This is a genomic window from Actinokineospora sp., from assembly GCF_052390155.1.
Classification (GTDB): Bacteria; Actinomycetota; Actinomycetes; order Mycobacteriales; family Pseudonocardiaceae; genus Actinokineospora.
Genome location: NZ_JBQTHF010000032.1, coordinates 1 through 20,752, shown reverse-complemented (window position 1 = coordinate 20,752; position 20,752 = coordinate 1). Strand labels below are relative to the sequence as shown.

Sequence of the window (20,752 nt, the reverse complement as noted above, 5' to 3'; positions counted from 1 at the left end):
CACGACGGATGGATCATGCGCTGGCGCCGGTCGAGCGGACCTCCGCCGCCGGGCGGCGGAGGTCCCAGGGGTCACTGCTCGTACGGGTTCTCGGGCTGCGCGATCGGGGCGAGGCCGGTGATCGACAAGGTGGGGACGTAGTCCGACTCCTTGGTGGCGGTGCCGGGCTGGACCTGCCCGACCGCCTCGATCCAGGTGTCGTTGGCCAGACCTGCCGTGCCGGGGCCGTCCAACTTCACCTTGACCGGGAACGCGTCCGCCGCGCAGCAGGCGATGGACAGCCGGGCCAGGAAGGTGTCGGTGTCCTGGACCACGATGAAGCCGACGAGCCTGACGTTTCGACCGTTGAGCGAATTGCCCGAGTCCCAGGCCGCGCGGGCGGCGAAGTCGCTCATGGTGACCGAGACGACGTCGCCCTGCGGGATGGGCGGGAAGACCGACGAGCCGTCCGTGCCCGACGCGCGGCTCGCAGCGGCGCGGTTGTCGCCGCGCATGACCGAGTCGGAGCCGAGCGCGGGCGGCGCGATCAGGAAGATCGCCAGGACCGGCAGGAGCAGCATCCACGCGCTGCGGGCGGAGTGGTTGTGATCGTCGTGCTCGGCGTCGGAACCGTCGTGCTCGTGGTGGTCGGCGCCTGCCGTTTCGTCCTCGCGGGCGGCCAGCAGGTCGCGTCCGATGGACACCGCGGCGAGCGTGACCATGATCAGGCCGCCCGCGATGAGCCAGGGCTGGTGCGCCGGTTTGACGTAGAGCAGGTACGTGCCGGTGAAGGAGATCTTCAGCAGCGCACCGCCGACCAGGATCAGCAGAATGTTCTGGGTTTCCCGCCTCATCCGACACCCCCGAGGAAGACGACACCTGAGATCACGGCGCAGGCGGTGGCCACGACGAACGTGGCGGGCGCGAACCGGACCGCGAACGACTTGCCGAACGTACCGGTCTGCAGGGCGAACAGTTTGACGTCGATCGCCGGGCCGACGACGAGGAAGACCAGCTTGGGCAACAGCGGCATGCCCGAGATGGACGCGGCGACGAAGGCGTCCGCCTCGCTGCACAGTGCCAGGAGAACAGCCAGCACAGCCATCACGATGACGCCCAGGATGATCTGCTCGCCCAGGGTGCTGACCCACTCCCGCGGGATGGCGACGTTCAGGACGGCGGCGGTGAGGCCACCGATGACCAGGAATCCGCCCGCGTCGACCAGGTCGGCGCGGGAGGTCTCGAAGAACATGCGCCAGCGGGAGCGGCCGTCGAGTTCGGGCATCCGGCGCAGCGCCCGCTCGATGATCCACTCGGCCTTGCCGAAGCGGGCCCACAGCCAGCCCATGACAATCGCGGTGGCCAGCGAGCCGACCAGGCGGGCAAGCACCATGCCGGGGCTGTTGGGGAACGCGACGTTCGTGGCGACCAGGACGATCGGGTTGACCGCGGGCGCGGCCAGCAGGAACGCCAGCGCCACCGACGTCGGCACGCCCTGCTGCATCAGTCTGCGCGCGACCGGCACCGCCGCGCATTCGCACGTCGGCAGCGCGACCCCCGCGATCCCGGCGACCGGTACCGCCAACGCCTGGTTCTTGGGGAGCAACTTGTTCAACGCCGACGCGGGCACGAACGCGGCTATGGCGCCGCTGATGAGGACACCGAGCACGAGGAACGGCAATGCCTGGACGCAGACCGCGACGAAAATGGTCGCGCCGGTCTGAATGGCGGGCACGTCCAGCCAGGAGGCAAGCCAGCTCTGGCCGAGCAGCGCGACCACCAGCAGACCACACAGCACCTCCAGCGAGCTGATGCGGCGCTTGGGCCCCTCCGTGTTGGCGCTCGGCACCGCAGGCTCATCCGGCCGATCCGCAACGGCGACGCTCCCGGCGCCCGCACGCGGCTCGGCCATCGCCGCCGCACCCGATTGCCGAACGTGACCGGATTGGCTTGCCGCAGCAACTCCCGGCACCGCATCCACAGCCTGGCCACCAGCGACCTCACCGGCATCCAACAACCCGGCACCCGACTCACCAACACCCGACAGGTCGGCTGTCAAGGACCCGGCACCGGACTCGCCAGCGGGCGGCTTGTTGGCGGCTGGGGGTTCCGCTGCCGCACCTGCGGCATGGTCACCGGAGTGATCGGCAGATGGTGGGTCAGCGGGCGGCGCGGCTGAGGGCGCGCCTTCCTGGGGGGCGGGGTCGGGATGTGCCGCCGAGGCGCCGTTGGTGCCCGGCGGGGGCGGTGTCGTGGGCTCGGCGGCGTCCGGGCGGTGCTGTGGTTTCTCACTCATCAGCGCCGACCGGGGTGCGGGAGGCAGCGGTGCGGGACAGTCACGCGCCGAATGATGCCGGCATGTGCATCAAATTGGGGTGTCGCCGGTTGAGCTTTGCGCGCTGACGGTTCCCAACAGGTCGGTCCGCAATTGGGAAGCGGTCGAGACCACCAGCATAAGCAGGGTGCCGAGCGCGGCGGGGGTCAGACCTTCGGCGGGGAAGGCGTAGCGGAGGGTTACATCCATCCCTCGATCGGTGTGCACCACACCAAGGGTGCCGAACAGGCCCTGGCCCGCGCGCTCGGCGGCGGAGACCGCGAGGGCCGGGTCCTTCGGCAGGTCCCAGGCGACCACGCAGGTCAGGCTGAGGACCGTGAGGCCCTCGGCGAGTTGCATGGCCTGGACCGCGCACGGCACATCGCCGTGGCGGAAGGTGAGCGCACCGTCATCGTCCACGTGGACGTCGTGGTAGTGCTCCAGGGCCTCTCGGGCGTTGTCGAGCGTGGCCGCGTCGGTGGTCATGGGGCTCCTTTGGCCTCTCGTCGCGCGGCCACGTCGGCCGAGTCGGCGGCCGCGCCGAAGCGGCGGTCGCGGCGCGCGTAGGTCTCGATGGCCTGCCACAGGTGCAGGCGGTCGAAGTCGGGCCAGAGCACGTCCTGGAACACCAACTCCGCGTACGCAGACTGCCAGAGCATGAAGTTCGACGTGCGCTGTTCCCCCGACGGCCGAATGAACAGGTCCACGTCAGGCATGTCGGGCTGGTAGAGAAATCGCCCGATCGTGCGGTCGTCGACCTTCTCGGGGTTGATCTTGCCCGCGGCGGCGAGCCGGGCGATCTCCCTGGCGGCGTCGCCGATCTCGGCGCGGCCGCCGTAGTTCACGCACATGGCGAGGTTGAGAGCGTCGTTGTGCCGGGTGCGCTGTTCGGCGGCCTCCAGCTCGCGAATGACGCTCTGCCACAGCCTGGGCCTGCGGCCCGCCCACCGCACGCGGACGCCCATCTCGTCGAGTTCGTCGGTGCGGTCGCGGATGACGTCGCGGGAGAAGCCCATCAGGAAGCGGACTTCGTCCGGGCTGCGCCGCCAGTTCTCCGTGGAGAAGGCATACAGCGACAGCCACTTGACGCCCATCTCGATGCACCCGCGCGCCGTCTCGACCACCTGGGCCTCGCCGCGCTTGTGGCCCTCGATGCGGGTCAGGCCGCGCTGGTTGGCCCAGCGCCCGTTGCCGTCCATGACGATCGCGACGTGCTTGGGCACGAACTCGGCGGGGATCGCGGGCGGGCGCGCGCCGGAGGGGTGCGGGTCCGGGGGGGCGACCGGCCGACCGGCCTCGCGCCTGCTGATCCGCCGCCGTCGCAGCATTTCCTCTACTACCTCCGCACGAAATCCCGGTAAGGCCAGTGCGGGATCCTACCCGGCGGCCGCGCGCGTCATTTCAGCCGTGTCGAATTCGATTCCGGCACATTTCCGCGAAATCGCCGGGAAATCTATTCCGCTTTCGGCGGACGGTCCTCGGCGCGCCTGCGTTCGACCAGCGGCAGCGACCGCAACTGGCGTTCCAGGTGCCATTGCAGCAACGCCGCCACCAGCCCGCTGGTCTCCCGCCGGGTGGAGTCCGTCGACCGCTCCGCCACCTCCCACACGCCGTGGACCAGGGAGTCCATCAGCACCAGGACCTCGTACGGCGGATTGGCCGACACGGGCGGCTTGCACCTCGGGCACACCGACCCCCCGGCCTGCACGCTGAACGCCCGGTGCGGCCCCGGCTCGCCACAGCGGGCGCACTCGGTGACGGCGGGCGACCACCCGGCGAAGGCCAACGCGCGCAGCAGGAACGCGTCGAGCACCAGCGAGGCGTCGCGCTCGCGGTCGGCCAGGGCGCGCAGCGCGCCCGCCACCAGCAGGTAGAGCCGCAGGACCGGCTCGCCCTCCTCGGCGGACATCCGGTCGGCGGTCTCCAGGACCGCGCACCCCGCGGTGTAGCGCTGGTAGTCGTTGACGATGCCCACGCCGAACGCGTCCAGGGTCTGCACCTGGGTGATCACGTCGAGCGTGCGCCCGGTGTAGAACTGCACGTCGACGTGGGCGAACGGCTCGACGCGCGCGCCGAGGCGCGAGGTCGTGCGGCGGACGCCCTTGGCGACGGCGCGGACCTTGCCGTGCTTCTGGGTGATGAGCGTGATGATCCGGTCGGCCTCGCCGAGTTTCTGCACGCGCAACACCACGCCGGTGTCGCGGTACAGGCTCACCGGGTCATTCTAGAACCCCAGGCGGCGGAGCTGTTTGGGGTCGCGCTGCCAATCTTTGGCGACCTTGACGTGCAGGTCGAGGTAGATCCGGGTGCCGAGCAGGGCCTCGATGTGCTTGCGCGCGACCGAACCGACTTCCTTGAGGCGTTCGCCGCGGTGGCCCAGGACGATGCCCTTCTGGCTGGGCCGCTCGACGTAGAGCAGGGCGTGCACGTCGATCAGGTCGTCGCGGCCCTCGCGCGGGATCATCTCCTCGATGGTGACCGCGATGGAGTGCGGCAGTTCGTCGCGCACGCCTTCGAGGGCGGCCTCGCGGATCAGCTCGGCGACCAGGGTGGCCTCAGGCTCGTCGGTCAGCTCGCCGCCCGGGTAGAGCTGCGGGCCCTCGGGCAGCCGCGCCACCAGCAGGTCGGTCAGCGTGGACACCTGGAAACCGTCCACGGCGGACACCGGGATCAGCTCGGCGAAGTCCAGTGCGTCCTGCAGCGCCAGCAACTGCGCGCCGACCTGGTCCGGGGAGACCAGGTCGGTCTTGGTGACCACGCCGACGACCGGGGTGTGCTTGGCGACCTTGGCCAGCTCGGCGGCGATGAACCGGTCGCCGGGGCCGACCTTCTGGTCGGCGGGCACGCAGAACCCGACGACGTCCACTTCGGACCATGTCTCGCGGACGATGGCGTTGAGCCGCTGGCCGAGCAGGGTGCGCGGGCGGTGCAGGCCGGGCGTGTCGATGATGATGAGCTGGGCGTCGTCGCGGTGAACGATGCCGCGGATGGCGTGTCTGGTCGTCTGCGGTTTGCTGGAGGTGATGGCGACCTTGCTGCCGACGAGCGCGTTGGTGAGCGTCGACTTCCCGGCATTGGGTCGGCCGACGAAACAGGCGAAACCGGAACGATGGCCCTCGGTGCTGCTGGTCACGGGGTCATTGTGCCTTTCGTCGACCCGGCGGGCCGATTCGGTGCGGTCGGCGCCCTCACCTGAGCACGTCGAGGACGGTGCCGCCGGGGTCGGCGCGCAGCACCGGGGCGCTCGCGGCAAGGTCGCGTACGGCGGCCAGCGACTCGGCGTCGACCGCGGTGGACTCGGTGACCACGGCGGCGGCCTCCAGCCCCTCGGCGCCGCTCGACACTGCGGCGGCGACCGCTGCCTGCAGCGCGGTGAGCCGCAACGAGGGCAGCGCGACGGTGGCGGCCGCGTAGGTGCGGCCGTCGGTGTCGCGGACGGCGGCGCCCTCGGCGGCCCCGGTCCGCGCCCGGCTCGACCGCGCCAGGGTCACGATCTTGGCGTCCTCCGCGTCCAGCTCAGCCACGGTCGGCGCTCCTCTCCCACTCCGGGTCGTCGGCGGTGGCGCTCTGCGCGCGCTCCTCGACCGGCTCGATCGGCCGCACCACCACGGAGGTGATGCGCATCCGGCCGCGGTTGTCCTTGCCGCCCTCGGCCCGGAACCGTAGTCCGGTGATCTCCGCCTCCGCGCCGGGCAGTGGCACCCGTCCCAAGCGCTGGGCGAGCAGACCGCCCACGGTCTCCACGTCCTCGTCGTCGAGTTCGAGGCCGAACAGGGCGCCGAGATCCTCCACGGGGAGCCGGGAGCTGACCCGGACGGCGCCGTCGTCGAGGTGCTCGACGGGCGGGCGGTCGTCGGTGTCGGACTCGTCGGTGATCTCGCCGACGATCTCCTCCAGGATGTCCTCGATGGTGAGCAGGCCCGCCGTGCCGCCGTACTCGTCCACCGCGATGGCGATGTGGTTCTTGGAGAGCTGCATCTCGCGCAGCAGGTCGTCCAGGCGCTTGGTGTCGGGCACGAAGGTGGCCGGGCCCATGACGCCCGCCACGGCCTGCGTCTCGGCGGAGGACTCCATCCAGGCGCGCACGAGGTCTTTGAGGTTCATCACGCCGACGATGTCGTCCACGCTCTCACCGATGACCGGGATACGCGTGTAGCCGGTGCGCAGCGACAGCGCGAGCGCCTGACGGACCGACTTGGTCTGCTCGATCCACACCATCTCGGTGCGCGGCACCATGACCTCGCGGGCGATGGTGCCGCGCAGCTCGAACACCGAGTGGATCATCTCGCGCTCGTCGGCGTCGACCACGCCGCGCTCCTCGGCGAGGTCCACCAGCTCGCGCAGCTCGACCTCGGAGGAGAACGGTCCCTCGCGGAAGCCCTTGCCGGGGGTGATCGCGTTGCCGACGAGGATCAGGAAGCGCGACAGCGGGCCGAGGACCGAGCCCAGGACGCGGACCGGTCCGGCGGCGACGAGCGAGACGCCGTACGGGTGCTGGCGGCCGATGGTGCGCGGGCCGACGCCGACCAGCACGTACGACACGACGATCATGCCGACCGACGCGACCAGCCCGGCCACCCAGCCGGGGCTGATCGAGCGCAGGCAGACGACGGCGACCAGCACCGTTGCGGTCAGCTCGCAGCTCAGCCGCAGCAGGAGCAGCAGGTTGATGTGCCGGGGCCGTTCGGTGACGACCGCGAGGAGCTGCCGGGCCCCGGTGCGGCCGCCGCGCAGCAGACCCTCCACGCGCGCCTTGGAGACCGCGGACAGCGCGGCGTCGGCGGCGGCGAAACAGCCGGCCGCGAGCACGAGCAGGACCGCGATGACGAGCAGGCCCGCCGAATCGGAGGACACCGCTCAGCGTTCCTGGGTCGGCTCGGACTCGCCGAGCCCGACCGCGCCGAGCAGCTTGTCGTCCTCGACGCGCTGCGCCGCGCGGCGCCGGGCCTCGGCGGCGGCGGCGCGGAAGTCGGCGAGGATGCGCTTCTGCAGGGTGAACATCTCGCGTTCCTCGGCAGGCTCGGCGTGGTCGTAGCCGAGCAGGTGCAGCACGCCGTGCACGGTGAGCAGGTGCAGCTCGTCGTTGAGGCTGTGGCCCGCGGTGCGCGCCTGGTCCTTGGCGAACGCCGGGCACAGCACGATGTCGCCCAGCAGCGCGGGCCCGACCTCGGAGGCGTCGGGCCTGCGCGCGGAGTCGAGCTCGTCCATCGGGAAGGCCATGACATCGGTGGGGCCGGGCAGGTCCATCCAGCGTTCGTGCAGGTCGGACATCACGTCCAGCTCCACGAGCAGCACGGACAGCTCGGCGAGCTTGCTGACGTTCATCCGGTCCAACGCGAACCGGGCGGCCGTGACGATCGACGCCTCGTCGACCGCCACCCCCGACTCGTTGGCGATCTCGATACTCACGGGCGTCATTGTCCCTGGTCGGCTCAGCGGCCTTGCCTGCGGCCACCCGCGCGGACCGGGCCGCGGCGGGTGTCCTCGGCCTCCTCCTGCGTCACCGTCCAGCGCTCGTAGGCGTCGACGATGTCGCCGACGAGCTTGTGGCGGACCACGTCGTGGCTGGTGAGCAGGGAGAAGTGCACGTCGTCCACGTCACCGAGGATGTCCCGGACCACCCGCAGGCCGCTGCGCTGGCCGCCCGGCAGGTCGATCTGGGTGATGTCGCCGGTGACCACGATCTTGGAGCCGAAGCCGAGCCGGGTGAGGAACATCTTCATCTGCTCGGGCGTGGTGTTCTGCGCCTCGTCCAGGATGATGAACGCGTCGTTGAGCGTGTTGTGGGTCAACAGGTAGTCCTCGGTGACGTACAGCGAGTCGGCTGCCGCCACCTGGATGCACACCGCCTCCGCGCGCCCCGCGGCCTCGATGCTGTCGACGAAGCGCATCGGTCTCCCGCCGCCCCCAGCCGCGTGGTACCTCTCCTGCTTGCGACTGCGGCGGAACGGCTCGATACCCGCGGGAAGTCGGATCTCGACGACGTGGGCGTTCCTCCGGCGCGCGTACGCGACGCCGCCAAGGGACCGGACCAGGTGAATCACCCCGTCACGCAGCAAGGGCGACGTGGTCGCGTACTGGATCCGGGAGGTGCGGCCTGCCCGCATGACCAGTCCGCCGTCGGAATCCAGCAGTCCCTGGAGAAGGCCGAGCCGGACCTCGGCACTGTTGTGCAGGTAGCCGTCCGGGATGAACTTCGTCGGTGATCGCGTGTCGAGCAGAAGCAACGAGCGCACCGCGACACCGGGGAGGGCCGACGGTAGAGCGACGGCGAGTTCCGGGTCGGCGGTGGCGAAGGCGGGCATGGCACCACCTGTCACACAGCCATCGCCAAGCAGCAGGCCGAGCGCGTACGGGTCCATCGGGACGTCCTGCTCAGGATGGCAGACCGGCGCCGTGAGCAGCGGCAATTCGTACCGCCCGGTATAGGCCGCCCGAAGGTTTCCGATCATCTCCTTGGTCTCCAGGACCCGCCAAGGCTTCCCTCGGCGGCGGTCCGAAGCCGTCCGAACAGTCCATAGATGATCACCGCAGCACAGGGTCGATGCCCCGTCCTGTGCGGTGACGCGGTAGATGTCCTTCTCACCCTGGGGATACACACCGAGGACCGGGGTTGGTTCACCGTTCGAACCGACGACCAGGTCGCCGACCCGCAACTCGCCGATCGGGCGAAAGCCATCCGGCGTGAGCACACTCGTGGACACTGGCTGCGCGCGGCCGCGCATGTAGGCCAGCGGGGCGACCTCGATGGTGCCCGCCTGCATCAGCCGCGGGATGGACTCCGGGTCGATCATGTCGTGCAGCGCGTCGTAGAGCGGGCGCAGGTACGGGTCGATCTTCTCGTAGAGGGTGCCGGGCAGGAAGCCCAGCCGCTCCCCCGCCTCGACGGCCGGGCGGGTGAGGATGATCCGGTTGACCTGCTTGGCCTGCAGCGACTGCACGGCCTTGGCCATCGCGAGGTAAGTCTTGCCGGTGCCCGCCGGGCCGATGCCGAACACGATGGTGTTGGCGTCGATGGCGTCGACGTAGCGCTTCTGGTTGAGCGTCTTCGGGCGGATGGTGCGGCCGCGCCGGGACAGGATGTCGAGGCTGAGCACCTCGGCGGGCGACTCGGCGGCGCCTGCGGAGAGCATCGCCACGGTGCGGCGCACGGTGTCCGGGCCGACCTGCTGGCCGCGCCCGGCGAGGGTGGTGAGTTCGGTGAACACGCGCTCGGCGAAGGCCACGTCGGCTGGGGCGCCGGACAGCGTGACCTCGTTGCCGCGGACGTGCACGTCGGCGTCGAGCAGATCCTCGGCGAGGCGCAGGTTCTCGTCGCCGGAGCCCAACAGCCCCAGGACGGCTCCCTCGGGAATGGCGAACCGCGACTGGGCGTCGCGGCCTGGCTCGGACTCAGCAGAAGGTCGGGGGTCTCCACCCTGTTCGGTACCGGTCACGTGCTCTCGGTCCTGCCTTCTGCGCCAGCGCGCTGGTCGGTCGGTCTGCCGGGTTCGATGCTAGTCCCAGGCACCGACAGCGCGCACCGGAGAAATCGCTCAGCGGCCGAAGCCCGCGAGCTGCTCGCCGCCGAGAACGTGCAGGTGGACATGGAAAACCGTGCGGCACGCGTCGTCGCCGGTATTGAACACGAACCGGTACCCGGACTCGTCGATCCCCTCGACGCGGGCGACCTCGGCGCCCGCCGCGAGGACTTCGGCGAGCAGCTTGGGGTCGGCGGCGGCGAGCGCGGCGGCGTCCTCGTGGTGCTCGCGGGGCACGACCAGGACGTGCACGCGGGACTGGGGGGAGATGTCGCGGAACGCGACCACCGTGTCGGTCTGGTGTACGACGGTGCCGGGAACCTCACCGGCGACGATCTTGCAGAACAGGCAGTCCGCGCTCATGCCCGCAGACTAATGCGATCGGCGGGGGATGCCGCGCGGGCGGTACAGCCTGGGGGTTGCTCCACCGCCGCGCGCGGCGCCGCCGGACCGAGGGGGGAGGGTTCCGGCGGTGGCCCTGCCGCGTCCCGCGAACGGAACGCTTGCGGGGCAAAGGGTAGCGGGTGGTACGCGGTCAGCGCCACCGTGTCGTGAGGGCGCCGAGCGCGCCGAGGGCGACGGCGGCGGCGGTCGAGGTCCGCAGCACGGTCGGTCCCAGCCGGACCACCCGCGCGCCCACCTGTGCCAACGCGTCGATCTCGGCGTCGGTGATGCCGCCCTCGGGGCCGACGACGAGCAGCACGTCGCCCGCGGCGGGCAGCGCGACTTCCGCCAAACGGGTGGTCCGGCCCGCTTCGAGGACCAGGGTCAACGCGCTGACCTCGGCCAGGGCGACGAGGGCGCGGGTGTCGACCGGGTCGGCGACCTCGGGCACCCACGGCCTGCGCGCCTGCTTCGCCGCCTCGCGGGCCGTGGCCCGCCACCGGTCGAGAGCCTTGGCGCCGCGCGGGCCGTCGTCCCACTTGGCGACGCAGCGCGCCGCGCGCCAGGGGACGATGGCGTCGGCGCCCGCCTCGGTGGCCAGCTCGACGGCCAGCTCGCCCCGGTCGCCCTTGGCGAGGGCCTGGGCGACGACCACGCGCGGCGCGGGCGGCGGCTCGACCCAATGCCGGTGCACGGTCAGGTCGAGCGAGTCGCGCGCGGCGGCGGCCACCACGCAGTGCGCCACCGCTCCCCTGCCGTCGGAGACGAGCAGCTCCTCGCCCACCCGCAGCCGCCGGACCGCGGCGGCGTGCCTGCCCTCGGGGCCGTCCAGGGTGAACGCGCCGCCGACCGGCACCGCGTCGACCAGGAACAGCGCCAGGGTCATCGGGGGTGGCGCGACCGCAGCCGGGAGAACAGCCCGCCAGTGCGCCCGTTGGCGGTGGCCAGGGTGTGCTCCTCCTCGCCGCGCAGGGCGGCCAGCTCGCGCAGCAGCTCGGTCTGCCGGGCGTCGAGCCGGGTCGGGACCTCGACCTCGATGTGCACGTGCAGGTCGCCGCGGCCGTCGACGCGGCCGGTGGAGCGCAGCCGCGGCAGGCCGCGGCCGGACATCACCAGCTCGGTGTCGGACTGGCTGCCGGGCTCCAGCTCCAGCTCCACCTGGCCGTCGAGGGTCTCCAGCGGTAACACGGCGCCGAGCGCGGCCGTGGTCATCGGCACCCGCAGCGTGCAGTGCAGATCGGCGCCCGCGCGCTCGAACGTCGCGTGCTGCAGCTCGGCGACCTCGACGTACAGGTCGCCCGCGGGACCACCACCTGGGCCGACCTCGCCCTGGCCGGAGAGCCGCACGCGCATGCCGTCGGCGACGCCCGGCGGGATCTTCGCGGTGATGGTGCGCCGCGAACGCACCCGGCCCTCGCCCGCGCACTGCTGGCACGGGTCGGGGATGACCTCGCCGAGGCCGCGACACGTCGGGCAGGCCCGGGCGGTGACGACCTGGCCGAGGAACGACCGCTGCACGGACTGCACCTCGCCGCGCCCGCCGCAGGTGTCGCAGGTGGTCGGGGCGGTGCCCGCGGCGCAGCCCGCGCCGCGGCACCGGTCGCAGAGCACGGCCGTGTCGACGGTGATCTCGCGGCTGATGCCGGTGGCGCACTCCTCCAGGGTCATCTGGATGCGCAGCAGCGCGTCCGAGCCCGGCTGGACCCGGCTGCGCGGGCCGCGACCGCCGCCGCCGCCCGTCGCGGCACCGAAGAAGGCGTCCATGATGTCGCCGAGGCCGAAGCCGCCGCCGAACGGGTCACGGCCGCCGCCCCCGCCGCCGTTGGCCAGCGGGTCGCCGCCCCGGTCGACGATCTGGCGCTTCTGCGGATCCGACAGGACCTCGTACGCGGCGGTGACCTCGCGGAACCGCGCCTGCGCCGCCTCGTCGGGGTTCACATCCGGGTGCAGCTCGCGCGCGAGCTTGCGGTAGGCGCGTTTGATCTCCTCGGAGGTCGCGTCCTGCCGCACCCCGAGCGTGCCGTAGTAGTCCCTCGCCACCGTGTCCAGTCCTCCTGCCCCGGGCACGCCGGGGATTCACCTTGTCTAGCCGAATGCCTTACCGGCCGAGGATGTCCCCGACGTAGTTGGCCACCGCGCGGACCGCGGCGATGTTCGTGGGGTAGTCCATCCTGGTCGGCCCGACCACGCCCATGCCCCCGAGCAGGGTCGCACGCGTGCCGTAGCCGATGGACACCACCGAGGTGCTGCGCATCTCCTCGGCCTCGTTCTCCTCGCCGATGCGCACCGTGACCATGCCGGAGTCGGCGGTGGCGGCGAACAGCTTGAGCACCACCACCTGCTCCTCCAGCGCCTCCAGCACCTGGCGCAGCGAGTTGGGGAAGTCGGCGGCGTTGCGGGTGAGGTTGGCGGTGCCGCCGAGCACCAGCCGCTCCTCGGGGTGCTCCAGCAGCGATTCGACCAGCACGGTGGCCAGCCTGGTCAGCACGTCGCGCAGCTCGCCGGGGGCGGACTCGGGCAACTCGGCGACCTTGGCCGCGGCGTCGGCGAGCCGCCTGCCTGCCAGGGCGGCGTTGAGCAGTGCGCGCAGGCGGGCGACGGCCTCGTCGGTGACGATGTCGCCGAGGTCGACCATGCGCTGGTCGACGCGGCCGGTGTCGGTGATCAGCACCAGCATCAGCCGGGCCGGGGTGATCCTGACGACCTCGACGTGGCGCACGGTGGACGTGGTCAGCGTCGGGTACTGGATGACCGCGACCTGGCGGGTGAGCTGGGCGAGCAGCCGCACGCTGCGCCGCATGACGTCGTCGAGGTCGATGGCGCCTTCGAGGAAGCTGTGGATGGCGCGGCGCTCGGCCGTGCTGAGCGGTTTGACCTCGCTGAGCCGGTCCACGAACAGCCGGTAGCCCTTGTCGGTGGGGATGCGGCCCGCGCTGGTGTGCGGCTGGGTGATGTAGCCGTCCTCCTCCAGCGAGGCCATGTCGTTGCGCACGGTCGCGCTGGAGACACCCAGGTTGTGCCGCTCGACAATGGCCTTCGACGCGACCGGCTCCTGGTTGTGCACGTAGTCCGCGACGATCGCGCGAAGCACCTCGAACCGACGCTCGTCGGAGCTGACCACGTGCCACCTCCCTCGCCGTCTCGACCCGTGTCGGCCCAAGTTTACGGAGCCGCGCGGGAGCAGGGGAAAAACGGTGCCAAACCCGGCATCTCGATCACGGTTCACACACAGACCTTGCGGAATTGTCCGACTTATCTGAACTATGCTCGGATTGGTCTCCACCTGGGTATTTTGGAGCTGTCATGGCCTCGTCAACGCTGACCACGGTCTTCCTGCCGATCGCGCTCGCGATCGTCATGTTCGGCCTCGGGCTCACGCTCACCGTGGCCGACTTCACCCGGGTGGCGCGGGTGCCGAAGGCGGCGCTGCTGGCGCTGGGCGTGCAGGTGCTGGTGCTCCCGGTGCTGTGCCTCGGCCTGGTGCTGGCCTTCGACCTCGAACCGGTGCTCGCGGTCGGCATGATGCTGCTCGCCGCCTCCCCCGGCGGGACGACGGCGAACCTCTTCAGCCACCTCGCGGGCGGCGACGTCGCGCTGAACATCACGCTCACCGCGATCAACTCGGTGCTGGCCGTGGTGACGCTGCCGATCGTGGTCAACCTCGCGATCTCCGGGTTCCTCGACGGCGACGAGGCCATCGGCCTGCAGCCGGCGAAGATGCTGCAGGTGTTCGCGATCGTGCTGGTGCCGGTGATCATCGGGATGGTGGTGAACAACCGGTTCCCCCAGTTCACCGAGCGCATGCGCGGTCCGGTGAAGGTCGCCTCGCTGGTGGTGCTGGTCGCGGTCATCGCCATCGCGGTCTACACCGAGCGCGCCAACGTGGTGAGCTACCTGCGCGCGGTCGGGCTTGTCGCCCTGCTGCTGTGCGTGCTCAGCCTGGCGATCGGGTACCTCGTGCCCCGGCTCGGGCGCGTCGAGCCGCGGCAGGCGATCGCGTCGTCGTTCGAGATCGGCATCCACAACAGCACGCTGGCCATCACCATCGCGCTGAGCCCGTCGCTGCTGAACAACACGCAGATGGCCGTGCCCGCCGCGGTGTACGGAATCCTGATGTTCATCCCGGCCGGGGCGTTCGCCCTGCTCATCGCCCGACGCAACGCCAAGGCGCTAGTCGGACAGTGACCGGGCGGCCACGTCGCGGACGAACTCCTCCGGGTCGTCGGTCGCCGCCCGGCGCACCTTGTCGGTGAGCGCCGGGGAGTCGGCGGCGGCCACCGAGCCAATGGCGACCTTGCGCACGCCCGCGTCAGCGTCGTCCAGCAGGCCGTCGCCGACCTGCTCGAACGCCTCCCACTCCAGGTTGCGCAGCGCGGAGGCGGCCGCGATCCGCACGATCGGGTCCTCGTGCCGCGCGGCGCCCGCGACGATCGCCGCGGACCGGGCGCCGCCGATGAGGCTGGCCAGGTACACGGCCTTGGACACGAGCATGGTGTCCGGGCTCTCGGCCAACTCGGCGAGGTGGGGCAGCGCGTCCTCGCCCAGCGCCGCCGCGCCCTCGTAGTCGACTTCCTCACTGTCGAGACGCAGCCGCACGTCCCGCATGGTGACCGGCATCGGCCTTCTCCTATTCGGCGTGGGTGAGCGTGCTGTCCTTCATCTCGATGATCTCCATCGGGATGAGGTCGGGCGGCAGGTTGGTGATGTTGGCGGTGCCGTTCTGGGTCATCAGCCGGTTGTTGTCGTTCACGTGGCGCAGCCCCAGCACGTGCCCGACCTCGTGCGCAAGCGTCCAGCGGGTGGCGCCGGAGGCCACCACCGCGCCCGCCCGGTTCGCCGGGTGGGTGGCGCAGCCGTTCGACGGCGGCGTGGTGGTGCGGACGAAGTACACGACGACGTCACCCGGGCCCGCGTTGGCGCGGTTGCCGAACAGCGTGGTCTGCTCGGCGGTCGTGCCCGTTCCCAGTGGACACCGCCCGACGTCGAGGTCGTTGAGCGCGGGCAGGTTCAGCGTCTCGGTGCTGACCCGGTGCACCCTGACCCCGACCGCCTCGTAGACCTGCTGCATCGCGGTGATCATCTGCTCGATCGGCACGGTCGGGTTGGTCAGGATCTTGACGTGCAGCCGGACGATCTCCGCGCCGATGCCCACGTGGTTGTCCGCGGTGTTGAGCAGCCAACCGCCGAACCGGGTTCCGTTGGGGGCCATCGTGACCGCGCCCATCGTGGCGCCCACCTGTTCGAGGATGCCCAGGCCCCACGGGCTGGTCACCACGATCTCGTCGCGGCCGTCGCGGTCGAAGTCGCCGACCATGTCGAAGCGGTTGTCGGCGGTGTTGAGCAGCCAGCCGCCGAAGCGGGTGCCGTTGGGCTGCATCATCGGGGCGCCCAGGGTTCCGCCGGCGAGTTCGAGGATGCCCAGCCCCCATGGGCTCGCGACGAGCAGTTCCGCGCGGCCGTCGCCGTCGAAGTCGCCCACCGGGCCGAACCGGTTGTCGGCAGTGTTGAGCAGCCAGCCCCCGAAGCGGGTCCCGTTGGGCGCCATCATGGCCGGGGCGAAGGTGCCGCCGGTGTGCTTGAGGACACCGATCCCCCACGGACTCGTGACGACGAGCTCGGGCCTGCCGTCGCCGTCGAAGTCGCCGACGCTGCCGAAATGGTTGTCGGCGGTGTTCAGCAGCCAACCGCCGAACCGGGTCCCGTTGGGCGCCATGAGCGGCGCGGCCAGGGTGCCGCCGGACAGTTCGAGCAGCCCGAGGCCCCACGGGCTGGTGACGAGCAACTCCGCGCGGCCGTCGCCGTCGAAGTCGCCGACCGGGCCGAACCGGTTGTCGGCGGTGTTGAGCAGCCACCCGCCGAAGCGGGTTCCGTTGGGCGCCATCATGAGGACGCTGAAGGTGCTGCCGGTGAGCTTGAGGATGCCGATGCCCCACGGGCTGGTGATGAGGACTTCCTGCTTGCCGTCGCCGTCGAAGTCGCCCACCGGGCCGAACCGGTTGTCGGCGGTGTTCAGGAGCCACCCGCCGAAGCGGGTGCCGTTGGGCGCCATGACGATCGAGGTGAACGTGCCGCCGGAGCGCTTGAGCACGCCGAGCCCCCACGGGCTCGCGATGAGGATCTCCTGCTTGCCGTCGCCGTCGAGGTCGGCCTGGACCTCGAAGCGGTTGTCCGCGGTGTTGAGCAGCCAGCCCCCGAAGCGGGTGCCGTTGGGCGCCATCACCGGGGAGGACAGGGTGCCGCCGGACAGTTCCAGGACACCCAGGCCCCAGGGGCTGGCGATGGGGATCTCGGATCTGCCATCGCCGTCGAAGTCGCCGTTTCGGAGTGACATGGGCACCGCCTCGGGTCGCGTGTATGCACCGAAGAGGGCCCGGCGCCCGCCACAGATACACGCGGCCGTGCACGGTCGACCGGGGGTGGTCGGCCGACCACGCTCAGACAGTCACCCGCACCGCGCAGGGCCGCTCTTTCCGACGTGGCGGGAGACGGTCAGGTGAGCCTGCGGACGACCGCGTCGGCGAGCAGCCTGCCCCGGTCGGTGAGCACGCAGCGCCCGCCCGCCAGCGCGGGTCCGTCGAGCAGGCCGTCGCGGACGGCGAGGTCGGCCTCGGCGAGCCTGTCGGCGTCCAGGGCGTCGACCGAGAGGCCCTCGGCCAGCCGCAGTTCCAGCAGCACCCGCTCGACGCGCCGGTCGTCGGCCGTGAGGCGTTCGCGGCCCGCGGCGGGCGAATGGCCCTCGGCGAGCAGCGTGGCGTAGCGGGCCGGGTGCTTGACGTTCCACCAGCGCACCCCGCCGACGTGGCTGTGCGCCCCGGGACCGGCGCCCCACCAGTCGCCGCCGAGCCAGTAGCCCAGGTTGTGCCGACAGCGGGCGGCGTCCGACGACGCCCAGTTCGACACCTCGTACCACCGCAGCCCGACGGCCGAGAGGGCCGCGTCGACCTGCTCGTAGCGGTCGGCCAGCACGTCGTCGTCCGGCGCGGGCAGTTCGCCCCGGCGCACCCGGCGGGCCAGCGCGGTGCCCTCCTCGACGATCAGCGCGTACGCCGAGACGTGGTCGACCCCGGCGTCGAGCACGGCGTCCAGCGACGCGGCCAGGTCCTCGGCGCGCTCGCCGGGGGTGCCGTAGATGAGGTCGAGATTGAGGTGGTCGAACCCGGCGGCGCGGGCCTCGCGGGCGGCGGCGACCGCCCGGCCGGGCGTGTGCGTGCGGTCGAGCACGGCGAGCACGTGCCGGGCCGCGGACTGCATGCCCAGCGACACCCTGGTGTAACCGGCCGCGCGCAGGCCCGCGAAGAACTCCGGCGAGGTCGACTCCGGGTTGGACTCCGTGGTCACCTCGGCGCCCTCGGCCAGGCCGAAGGTCGAGCGGACCGCGTCCAGCACCGCGCCGAGGCCGTCCGCGCCGAGCAGTGACGGAGTGCCGCCGCCGACGAACACCGTGTCCACCCGCGGCGGCTCGCCGAGCACCCGGGCGGCCAGGTCGAGTTCGCGCCGCACGCCTTCCAGCCACGACCCGGGCGAGGCGGAAGTGCCCAGCTCACCGGCGGTGTAGGTGTTGAAGTCGCAGTAGCCGCAGCGAGTCGCGCAGAACGGCACGTGCACGTAGACGCCGAACGGCCGCGCCCCCAGCCCGGCGAGTGCCGCGGCGGGAAGCGCGCCATCGGCGGGAGCGGGTTCACCATCGGGGAATAGAGCGGCCACGGCGCCATCTTCCCAGGTCCAGCCCAGGCACCTGGCGGCCGGGCGCGCAAGCACGGCGCGGGCCGTCCCAACATTCGGATGGCTGTGGACCACGAAGTGGACGCGTGGCACGCTGGGGTCATGTCCGCGACCGAAGTCTTCCTGGTGGCCCGCCGCCACGTGGACTTCCGCCGCGTGTCCAGCGCGATGTGCCGCCGGTACCCCTGACCCGTCGCCGCTCTTTCTCGATTTCCGCAGGCGCCCGGGTGTACCGGCTGATCCCGCCTGTCGCGAGGGGTCCGGCCCGGTGCGCACGAGCGCCCCGACCCCGGAGGACAGCCGGTGTCTCCCACCACACCATCGTCTACGGCCCCCGCGCAGTCCACTACCCGCGCGCATGCCCGCCGGGGCGAGGGCCAATGGGCGCTCGGCTACCGCGAACCACTGAATCCGAACGAGCGGTCCAAGAAGGACGACAACCCGCTGCACGTGCGGGAGCGGATCGAGCACATCTACGCCAAAGGCGGCTTCGCGAGCATCGACCCGGGTGACCTGCGCGGCCGGTTCCGCTGGTACGGCCTCTACACCCAGCGCAAGCCTGGCATCGACGGCGGGCGGACGGCGACGCTGGAGCCCGAGGAGCTCGACGACGAGTACTTCATGCTGCGCATCCGCATCGACGGCGGCGCGGTCACCACCGAGCAGCTCGCCGTGATCGGCGAGGTGTCGCAGACCTACGCGCGCGACACCGCCGACATCACCGACCGGCAGAACATCCAGTACCACTGGATCCGGGTCGAGGACATGCCCACGATCTGGGCGAAGCTGGAGGGCGCGGGCCTGACCACGATGGAGGCGTGCGGCGACAGCCCGCGGGTCGTCCTGGGCTCGCCGGTCGCGGGCATCGCCGAGGACGAGGTCATCGACGGCACCCCGGCGATCGACGAGATCAAGCGCCGCTTCATCGGCGACAAGGCGTTCGCCAACCTGCCGCGCAAGTTCAAGTCCGCCGTGTCGGGGCTGCCCGACGTGGCGCACGAGATCCACGACATCGCGTTCGTCGGTGTCGTGCACCCCGAGCACGGCCCCGGCTTCGACGTCTGGGTCGGCGGCGGCCTGTCGACCAACCCGATGATCGGGCAGCGACTCGGCGCGTGGGTGCCGCTGGACGAGGTCGCCGATGTCTACGGCGCGGTCATCAGCGTGTTCCGCGACTACGGCTACCGCCGCCTGCGCCACCGCGCGCGGATCAAGTTCCTGGTCAAGGACTGGGGTGTGGCGAAGTTCCGCGCGGTCATGGAGGAGAAGTACCTGGGGCGCAAGCTGATCGACGGCCCCGCGCCCGAGGTGCCCGCCGTGCCACGCGACCACATCGGCGTACACCGGCAGCGGGACGGCCGGTTCTACATCGGCGCCGCGCCGATCGCGGGCCGGGTGTCCGGGTCGGTGCTGGTCGAGGTGGCCAAGGCCGCCGAGCGCGCGGGCTCGTCGCGGGTGCGGTTCACCCCGCAGCAGAAGCTGGTGGTGCTCGACGTCGCCGAGGCCGAAGTGCGGGCCCTGCAAGGGGAACTGGCCAAGCTGGGGCTGCAGAGCGAGCCGTCGCCGTGGCGGCGCGGGGTGATGGCGTGCACCGGCATCGAGTTCTGCAAGCTCGCCATCGTCGAGACCAAGGCCCGCGCGCTGGACCTGGTGACCACCCTGGAGTCCCGGCTCACCGACATCACCGACGGGATCGCCGCACCGATTTCGGTGCACATCAACGGCTGCCCCAATTCCTGTGCCCGCATCCAGACCGCGGACATCGGCCTCAAGGGCCAGATCGTCATCGACGACGCGGGCAACCAGGTCGAGGGCTTCCAGGTGCACCTCGGCGGCGGTCTCGGCCTGGACGCCGGGTTCGGCCGGAAACTGCGCGGCCACAAGGTGACCGGCGACGAACTGTCCGACTACGTCGAGCGCGTGGTGCGCAACTTCGTGGCGAAGCGGGAGCCGGACGAGCGCTTCGCCCAGTGGGTCACCCGCGCGGACGAGGGTGATTTGAGGTGACCGAGCGCGCGACACCGTTCTACTGCCCCTACTGCGGCGACGAGGACCTGCGTCCGCAGGAGGAACCGCACGCGGCCTGGCTGTGCTCGGGCTGCCGCCGCGTGTTCACGGTGAAGTTCGTTGGTCTGAACCTGAACACGGCGGGAGTGGCGAAGTGAGTGCGGCACTACAGGAACTGGTCGAGCAGGCCGGGCACGAACTGGCCGAGGCCACGGCGGCGGAGACGCTCGCGTGGGCCGCGGCGGCGTTCGGCGACAAGCTGGTCGTGGCGTCCAACATGCAGGACGCGGTGCTGATCGACCTCGCGTACCAGGCCAAGCGCGACATCGACGTGCTGTTCCTGGAGACCGGCTACCACTTCGCCGAGACCATCGGCACCCGGGACGCGGTGGAGGCCGTCTACGACGTGCGGATGGTCAACGCGGAGCCGGACCACTCGGTCGCCGAGCAGGACGCGCTGCTGGGCTAGGACCTGTTCGCCCGCGAGCCGAACCGCTGCTGCGCGCTGCGCAAGGTGCTACCGCTGGAGCGCACCCTGGCCCGCTACGACGCGTGGGTCACCGGGGTCCGCCGGGTGGAGGCCCCGACCAGGGCGAACACCCCGTTGATCAGCTACGACGAGAAGTTCGGACTGGTCAAGGTGAACCCGTTGGCCGCGTGGTCGGACGACGACATGGACCGCTACATCGCCGAGCACGGCGTGCTGGTGAACCCGCTGGTGTCCGAGGGCTACCCGAGCATCGGCTGCGCCCCCTGCACCGCGAAACCCGCCCCGGGAGCCGACCCGCGAAGCGGCCGCTGGACGGGCACGGCGAAAACCGAATGC

The 20,752-nt window shown here is 71.4% G+C and carries 21 protein-coding genes and 4 pseudogenes; 6 read left to right on the top strand and 19 right to left on the bottom strand.

The features are described from left to right. Window positions 1-71: 71 nt before the first annotated feature. Together ACT4N7_RS13645 and ACT4N7_RS13640 are read right to left on the bottom strand one after the other, a co-directional pair. On the bottom strand, window positions 72-833 hold the full coding sequence (locus tag ACT4N7_RS13645) for a TIGR03943 family putative permease subunit (protein WP_444829068.1): 762 nt from the start codon (window positions 831-833) through the stop codon (window positions 72-74). Beyond that, the gene (locus ACT4N7_RS13640; protein ID WP_444829067.1) at window positions 830-1,891 is read right to left on the bottom strand and encodes a permease; all 1,062 of its coding nucleotides are present in this window, start codon (window positions 1,889-1,891) and stop codon (window positions 830-832) included. Before ACT4N7_RS13640 ends, ACT4N7_RS13645 begins: the two co-directional genes overlap by 4 nt. Window positions 1,892-1,915: 24 nt before the next feature. On the opposite strand from ACT4N7_RS13640, the gene ACT4N7_RS13635 reads away from it, so the two are divergent. Next, window positions 1,916-2,158: a hypothetical protein gene (locus ACT4N7_RS13635; RefSeq protein WP_444829066.1), complete on the top strand. Its 243-nt coding sequence runs from the start codon at window positions 1,916-1,918 to the stop codon at window positions 2,156-2,158. A 186-nt stretch (window positions 2,159-2,344) separates the two neighbouring features. On the opposite strand, the gene ACT4N7_RS13630 is transcribed toward ACT4N7_RS13635, so the two are convergent. From ACT4N7_RS13630 to hrcA, 14 genes and pseudogenes are all read right to left on the bottom strand, one after another. Continuing rightward, a complete protein-coding gene (locus tag ACT4N7_RS13630) occupies window positions 2,345-2,779 on the bottom strand; it encodes a YbjN domain-containing protein (protein ID WP_444829065.1) in 435 nt (144 codons plus the stop codon). After that, entirely contained in the window at window positions 2,776-3,621 is an 846-nt protein-coding gene (locus tag ACT4N7_RS13625; protein ID WP_444829064.1) for an isoprenyl transferase, read from the bottom strand. Before ACT4N7_RS13625 ends, ACT4N7_RS13630 begins: the two co-directional genes overlap by 4 nt. Window positions 3,622-3,746: 125 nt before the next feature. Further along, on the bottom strand, window positions 3,747-4,508 hold the full coding sequence (gene recO / locus ACT4N7_RS13620) for a DNA repair protein RecO (protein ID WP_444829063.1): 762 nt from the start codon (window positions 4,506-4,508) through the stop codon (window positions 3,747-3,749). Between the two features lie 9 nt (window positions 4,509-4,517). After that, a complete protein-coding gene (era, locus tag ACT4N7_RS13615; RefSeq protein ID WP_444829062.1) occupies window positions 4,518-5,426 on the bottom strand; it encodes a GTPase Era in 909 nt (302 codons plus the stop codon). A 55-nt stretch (window positions 5,427-5,481) separates the two neighbouring features. Then, window positions 5,482-5,817 (bottom strand): cytidine deaminase, encoded by a 336-nt coding sequence (locus tag ACT4N7_RS13610; protein ID WP_444829061.1) that lies wholly within the window; start codon window positions 5,815-5,817, stop codon window positions 5,482-5,484. Beyond that, the gene (locus ACT4N7_RS13605; RefSeq protein WP_444829060.1) at window positions 5,810-7,147 is read right to left on the bottom strand and encodes a hemolysin family protein; all 1,338 of its coding nucleotides are present in this window, start codon (window positions 7,145-7,147) and stop codon (window positions 5,810-5,812) included. Before ACT4N7_RS13605 ends, ACT4N7_RS13610 begins: the two co-directional genes overlap by 8 nt. A gap of 3 nt (window positions 7,148-7,150) precedes the next feature. Further along, window positions 7,151-7,702 (bottom strand): rRNA maturation RNase YbeY, encoded by a 552-nt coding sequence (gene ybeY, locus ACT4N7_RS13600; RefSeq protein ID WP_444829059.1) that lies wholly within the window; start codon window positions 7,700-7,702, stop codon window positions 7,151-7,153. A gap of 23 nt (window positions 7,703-7,725) precedes the next feature. Then, window positions 7,726-8,073: pseudogene (locus tag ACT4N7_RS13595) on the bottom strand (PhoH family protein); the annotation flags it as partial. Between the two features lie 219 nt (window positions 8,074-8,292). Then, window positions 8,293-8,598: pseudogene (locus tag ACT4N7_RS13590) on the bottom strand (LAGLIDADG family homing endonuclease); the annotation flags it as partial. A 408-nt stretch (window positions 8,599-9,006) separates the two neighbouring features. Beyond that, window positions 9,007-9,729, bottom strand: a pseudogene (locus tag ACT4N7_RS13585) (PhoH family protein); the annotation flags it as partial. Between the two features lie 99 nt (window positions 9,730-9,828). Continuing rightward, the gene (locus ACT4N7_RS13580) at window positions 9,829-10,176 is read right to left on the bottom strand and encodes a histidine triad nucleotide-binding protein (RefSeq protein ID WP_444829058.1); all 348 of its coding nucleotides are present in this window, start codon (window positions 10,174-10,176) and stop codon (window positions 9,829-9,831) included. A gap of 172 nt (window positions 10,177-10,348) precedes the next feature. Continuing rightward, window positions 10,349-11,083, bottom strand: coding sequence for a 16S rRNA (uracil(1498)-N(3))-methyltransferase (locus ACT4N7_RS13575; protein WP_444829057.1), 735 nt, complete (start codon window positions 11,081-11,083; stop codon window positions 10,349-10,351). Further along, the gene (gene dnaJ, locus ACT4N7_RS13570) at window positions 11,080-12,237 is read right to left on the bottom strand and encodes a molecular chaperone DnaJ (protein WP_444829094.1); all 1,158 of its coding nucleotides are present in this window, start codon (window positions 12,235-12,237) and stop codon (window positions 11,080-11,082) included. The genes ACT4N7_RS13575 and dnaJ overlap by 4 nt, the downstream gene beginning before the upstream one ends. A gap of 58 nt (window positions 12,238-12,295) precedes the next feature. Beyond that, the gene (gene hrcA / locus ACT4N7_RS13565) at window positions 12,296-13,318 is read right to left on the bottom strand and encodes a heat-inducible transcriptional repressor HrcA (RefSeq protein WP_444829056.1); all 1,023 of its coding nucleotides are present in this window, start codon (window positions 13,316-13,318) and stop codon (window positions 12,296-12,298) included. A 182-nt stretch (window positions 13,319-13,500) separates the two neighbouring features. On the opposite strand from hrcA, the gene ACT4N7_RS13560 reads away from it, so the two are divergent. Continuing rightward, the gene (locus ACT4N7_RS13560; RefSeq protein ID WP_444829055.1) at window positions 13,501-14,382 is read left to right on the top strand and encodes a bile acid:sodium symporter family protein; all 882 of its coding nucleotides are present in this window, start codon (window positions 13,501-13,503) and stop codon (window positions 14,380-14,382) included. Here the strand turns inward: ACT4N7_RS13560 and ACT4N7_RS13555 are convergent. From ACT4N7_RS13555 to hemW, 3 genes are all read right to left on the bottom strand, one after another. Next, a complete protein-coding gene (locus tag ACT4N7_RS13555; protein WP_444829054.1) occupies window positions 14,368-14,814 on the bottom strand; it encodes a HEAT repeat domain-containing protein in 447 nt (148 codons plus the stop codon). The two genes, ACT4N7_RS13560 and ACT4N7_RS13555, sit on opposite strands and share 15 nt — an antisense overlap. A 10-nt stretch (window positions 14,815-14,824) precedes the next feature. Continuing rightward, window positions 14,825-16,528: an FG-GAP-like repeat-containing protein gene (locus ACT4N7_RS13550; protein ID WP_444829053.1), complete on the bottom strand. Its 1,704-nt coding sequence runs from the start codon at window positions 16,526-16,528 to the stop codon at window positions 14,825-14,827. Window positions 16,529-16,686: 158 nt separating this feature from the next. Further along, a complete protein-coding gene (gene hemW / locus ACT4N7_RS13545) occupies window positions 16,687-17,901 on the bottom strand; it encodes a radical SAM family heme chaperone HemW (protein WP_444829052.1) in 1,215 nt (404 codons plus the stop codon). Window positions 17,902-17,979: 78 nt separating this feature from the next. On the opposite strand from hemW, the gene ACT4N7_RS13540 reads away from it, so the two are divergent. The 4 genes and pseudogenes from ACT4N7_RS13540 to ACT4N7_RS13525 form a co-directional block, all read left to right on the top strand. Then, the gene (locus ACT4N7_RS13540; protein ID WP_444829051.1) at window positions 17,980-18,108 is read left to right on the top strand and encodes a putative leader peptide; all 129 of its coding nucleotides are present in this window, start codon (window positions 17,980-17,982) and stop codon (window positions 18,106-18,108) included. A 114-nt stretch (window positions 18,109-18,222) separates the two neighbouring features. Then, window positions 18,223-19,926, top strand: a complete 1,704-nt coding sequence (locus ACT4N7_RS13535) for a nitrite/sulfite reductase (RefSeq protein ID WP_444829050.1) — start codon at window positions 18,223-18,225, stop codon at window positions 19,924-19,926. Further along, complete coding sequence (locus ACT4N7_RS13530; protein ID WP_444829049.1) at window positions 19,923-20,084, top strand: Insertion element protein; 162 nt, start codon at window positions 19,923-19,925, stop codon at window positions 20,082-20,084. The genes ACT4N7_RS13535 and ACT4N7_RS13530 overlap by 4 nt, the downstream gene beginning before the upstream one ends. Then, a pseudogene (locus ACT4N7_RS13525) lies at window positions 20,081-20,752 on the top strand (phosphoadenylyl-sulfate reductase); the annotation flags it as partial. The gene ACT4N7_RS13530 and the pseudogene ACT4N7_RS13525, both read left to right, overlap by 4 nt.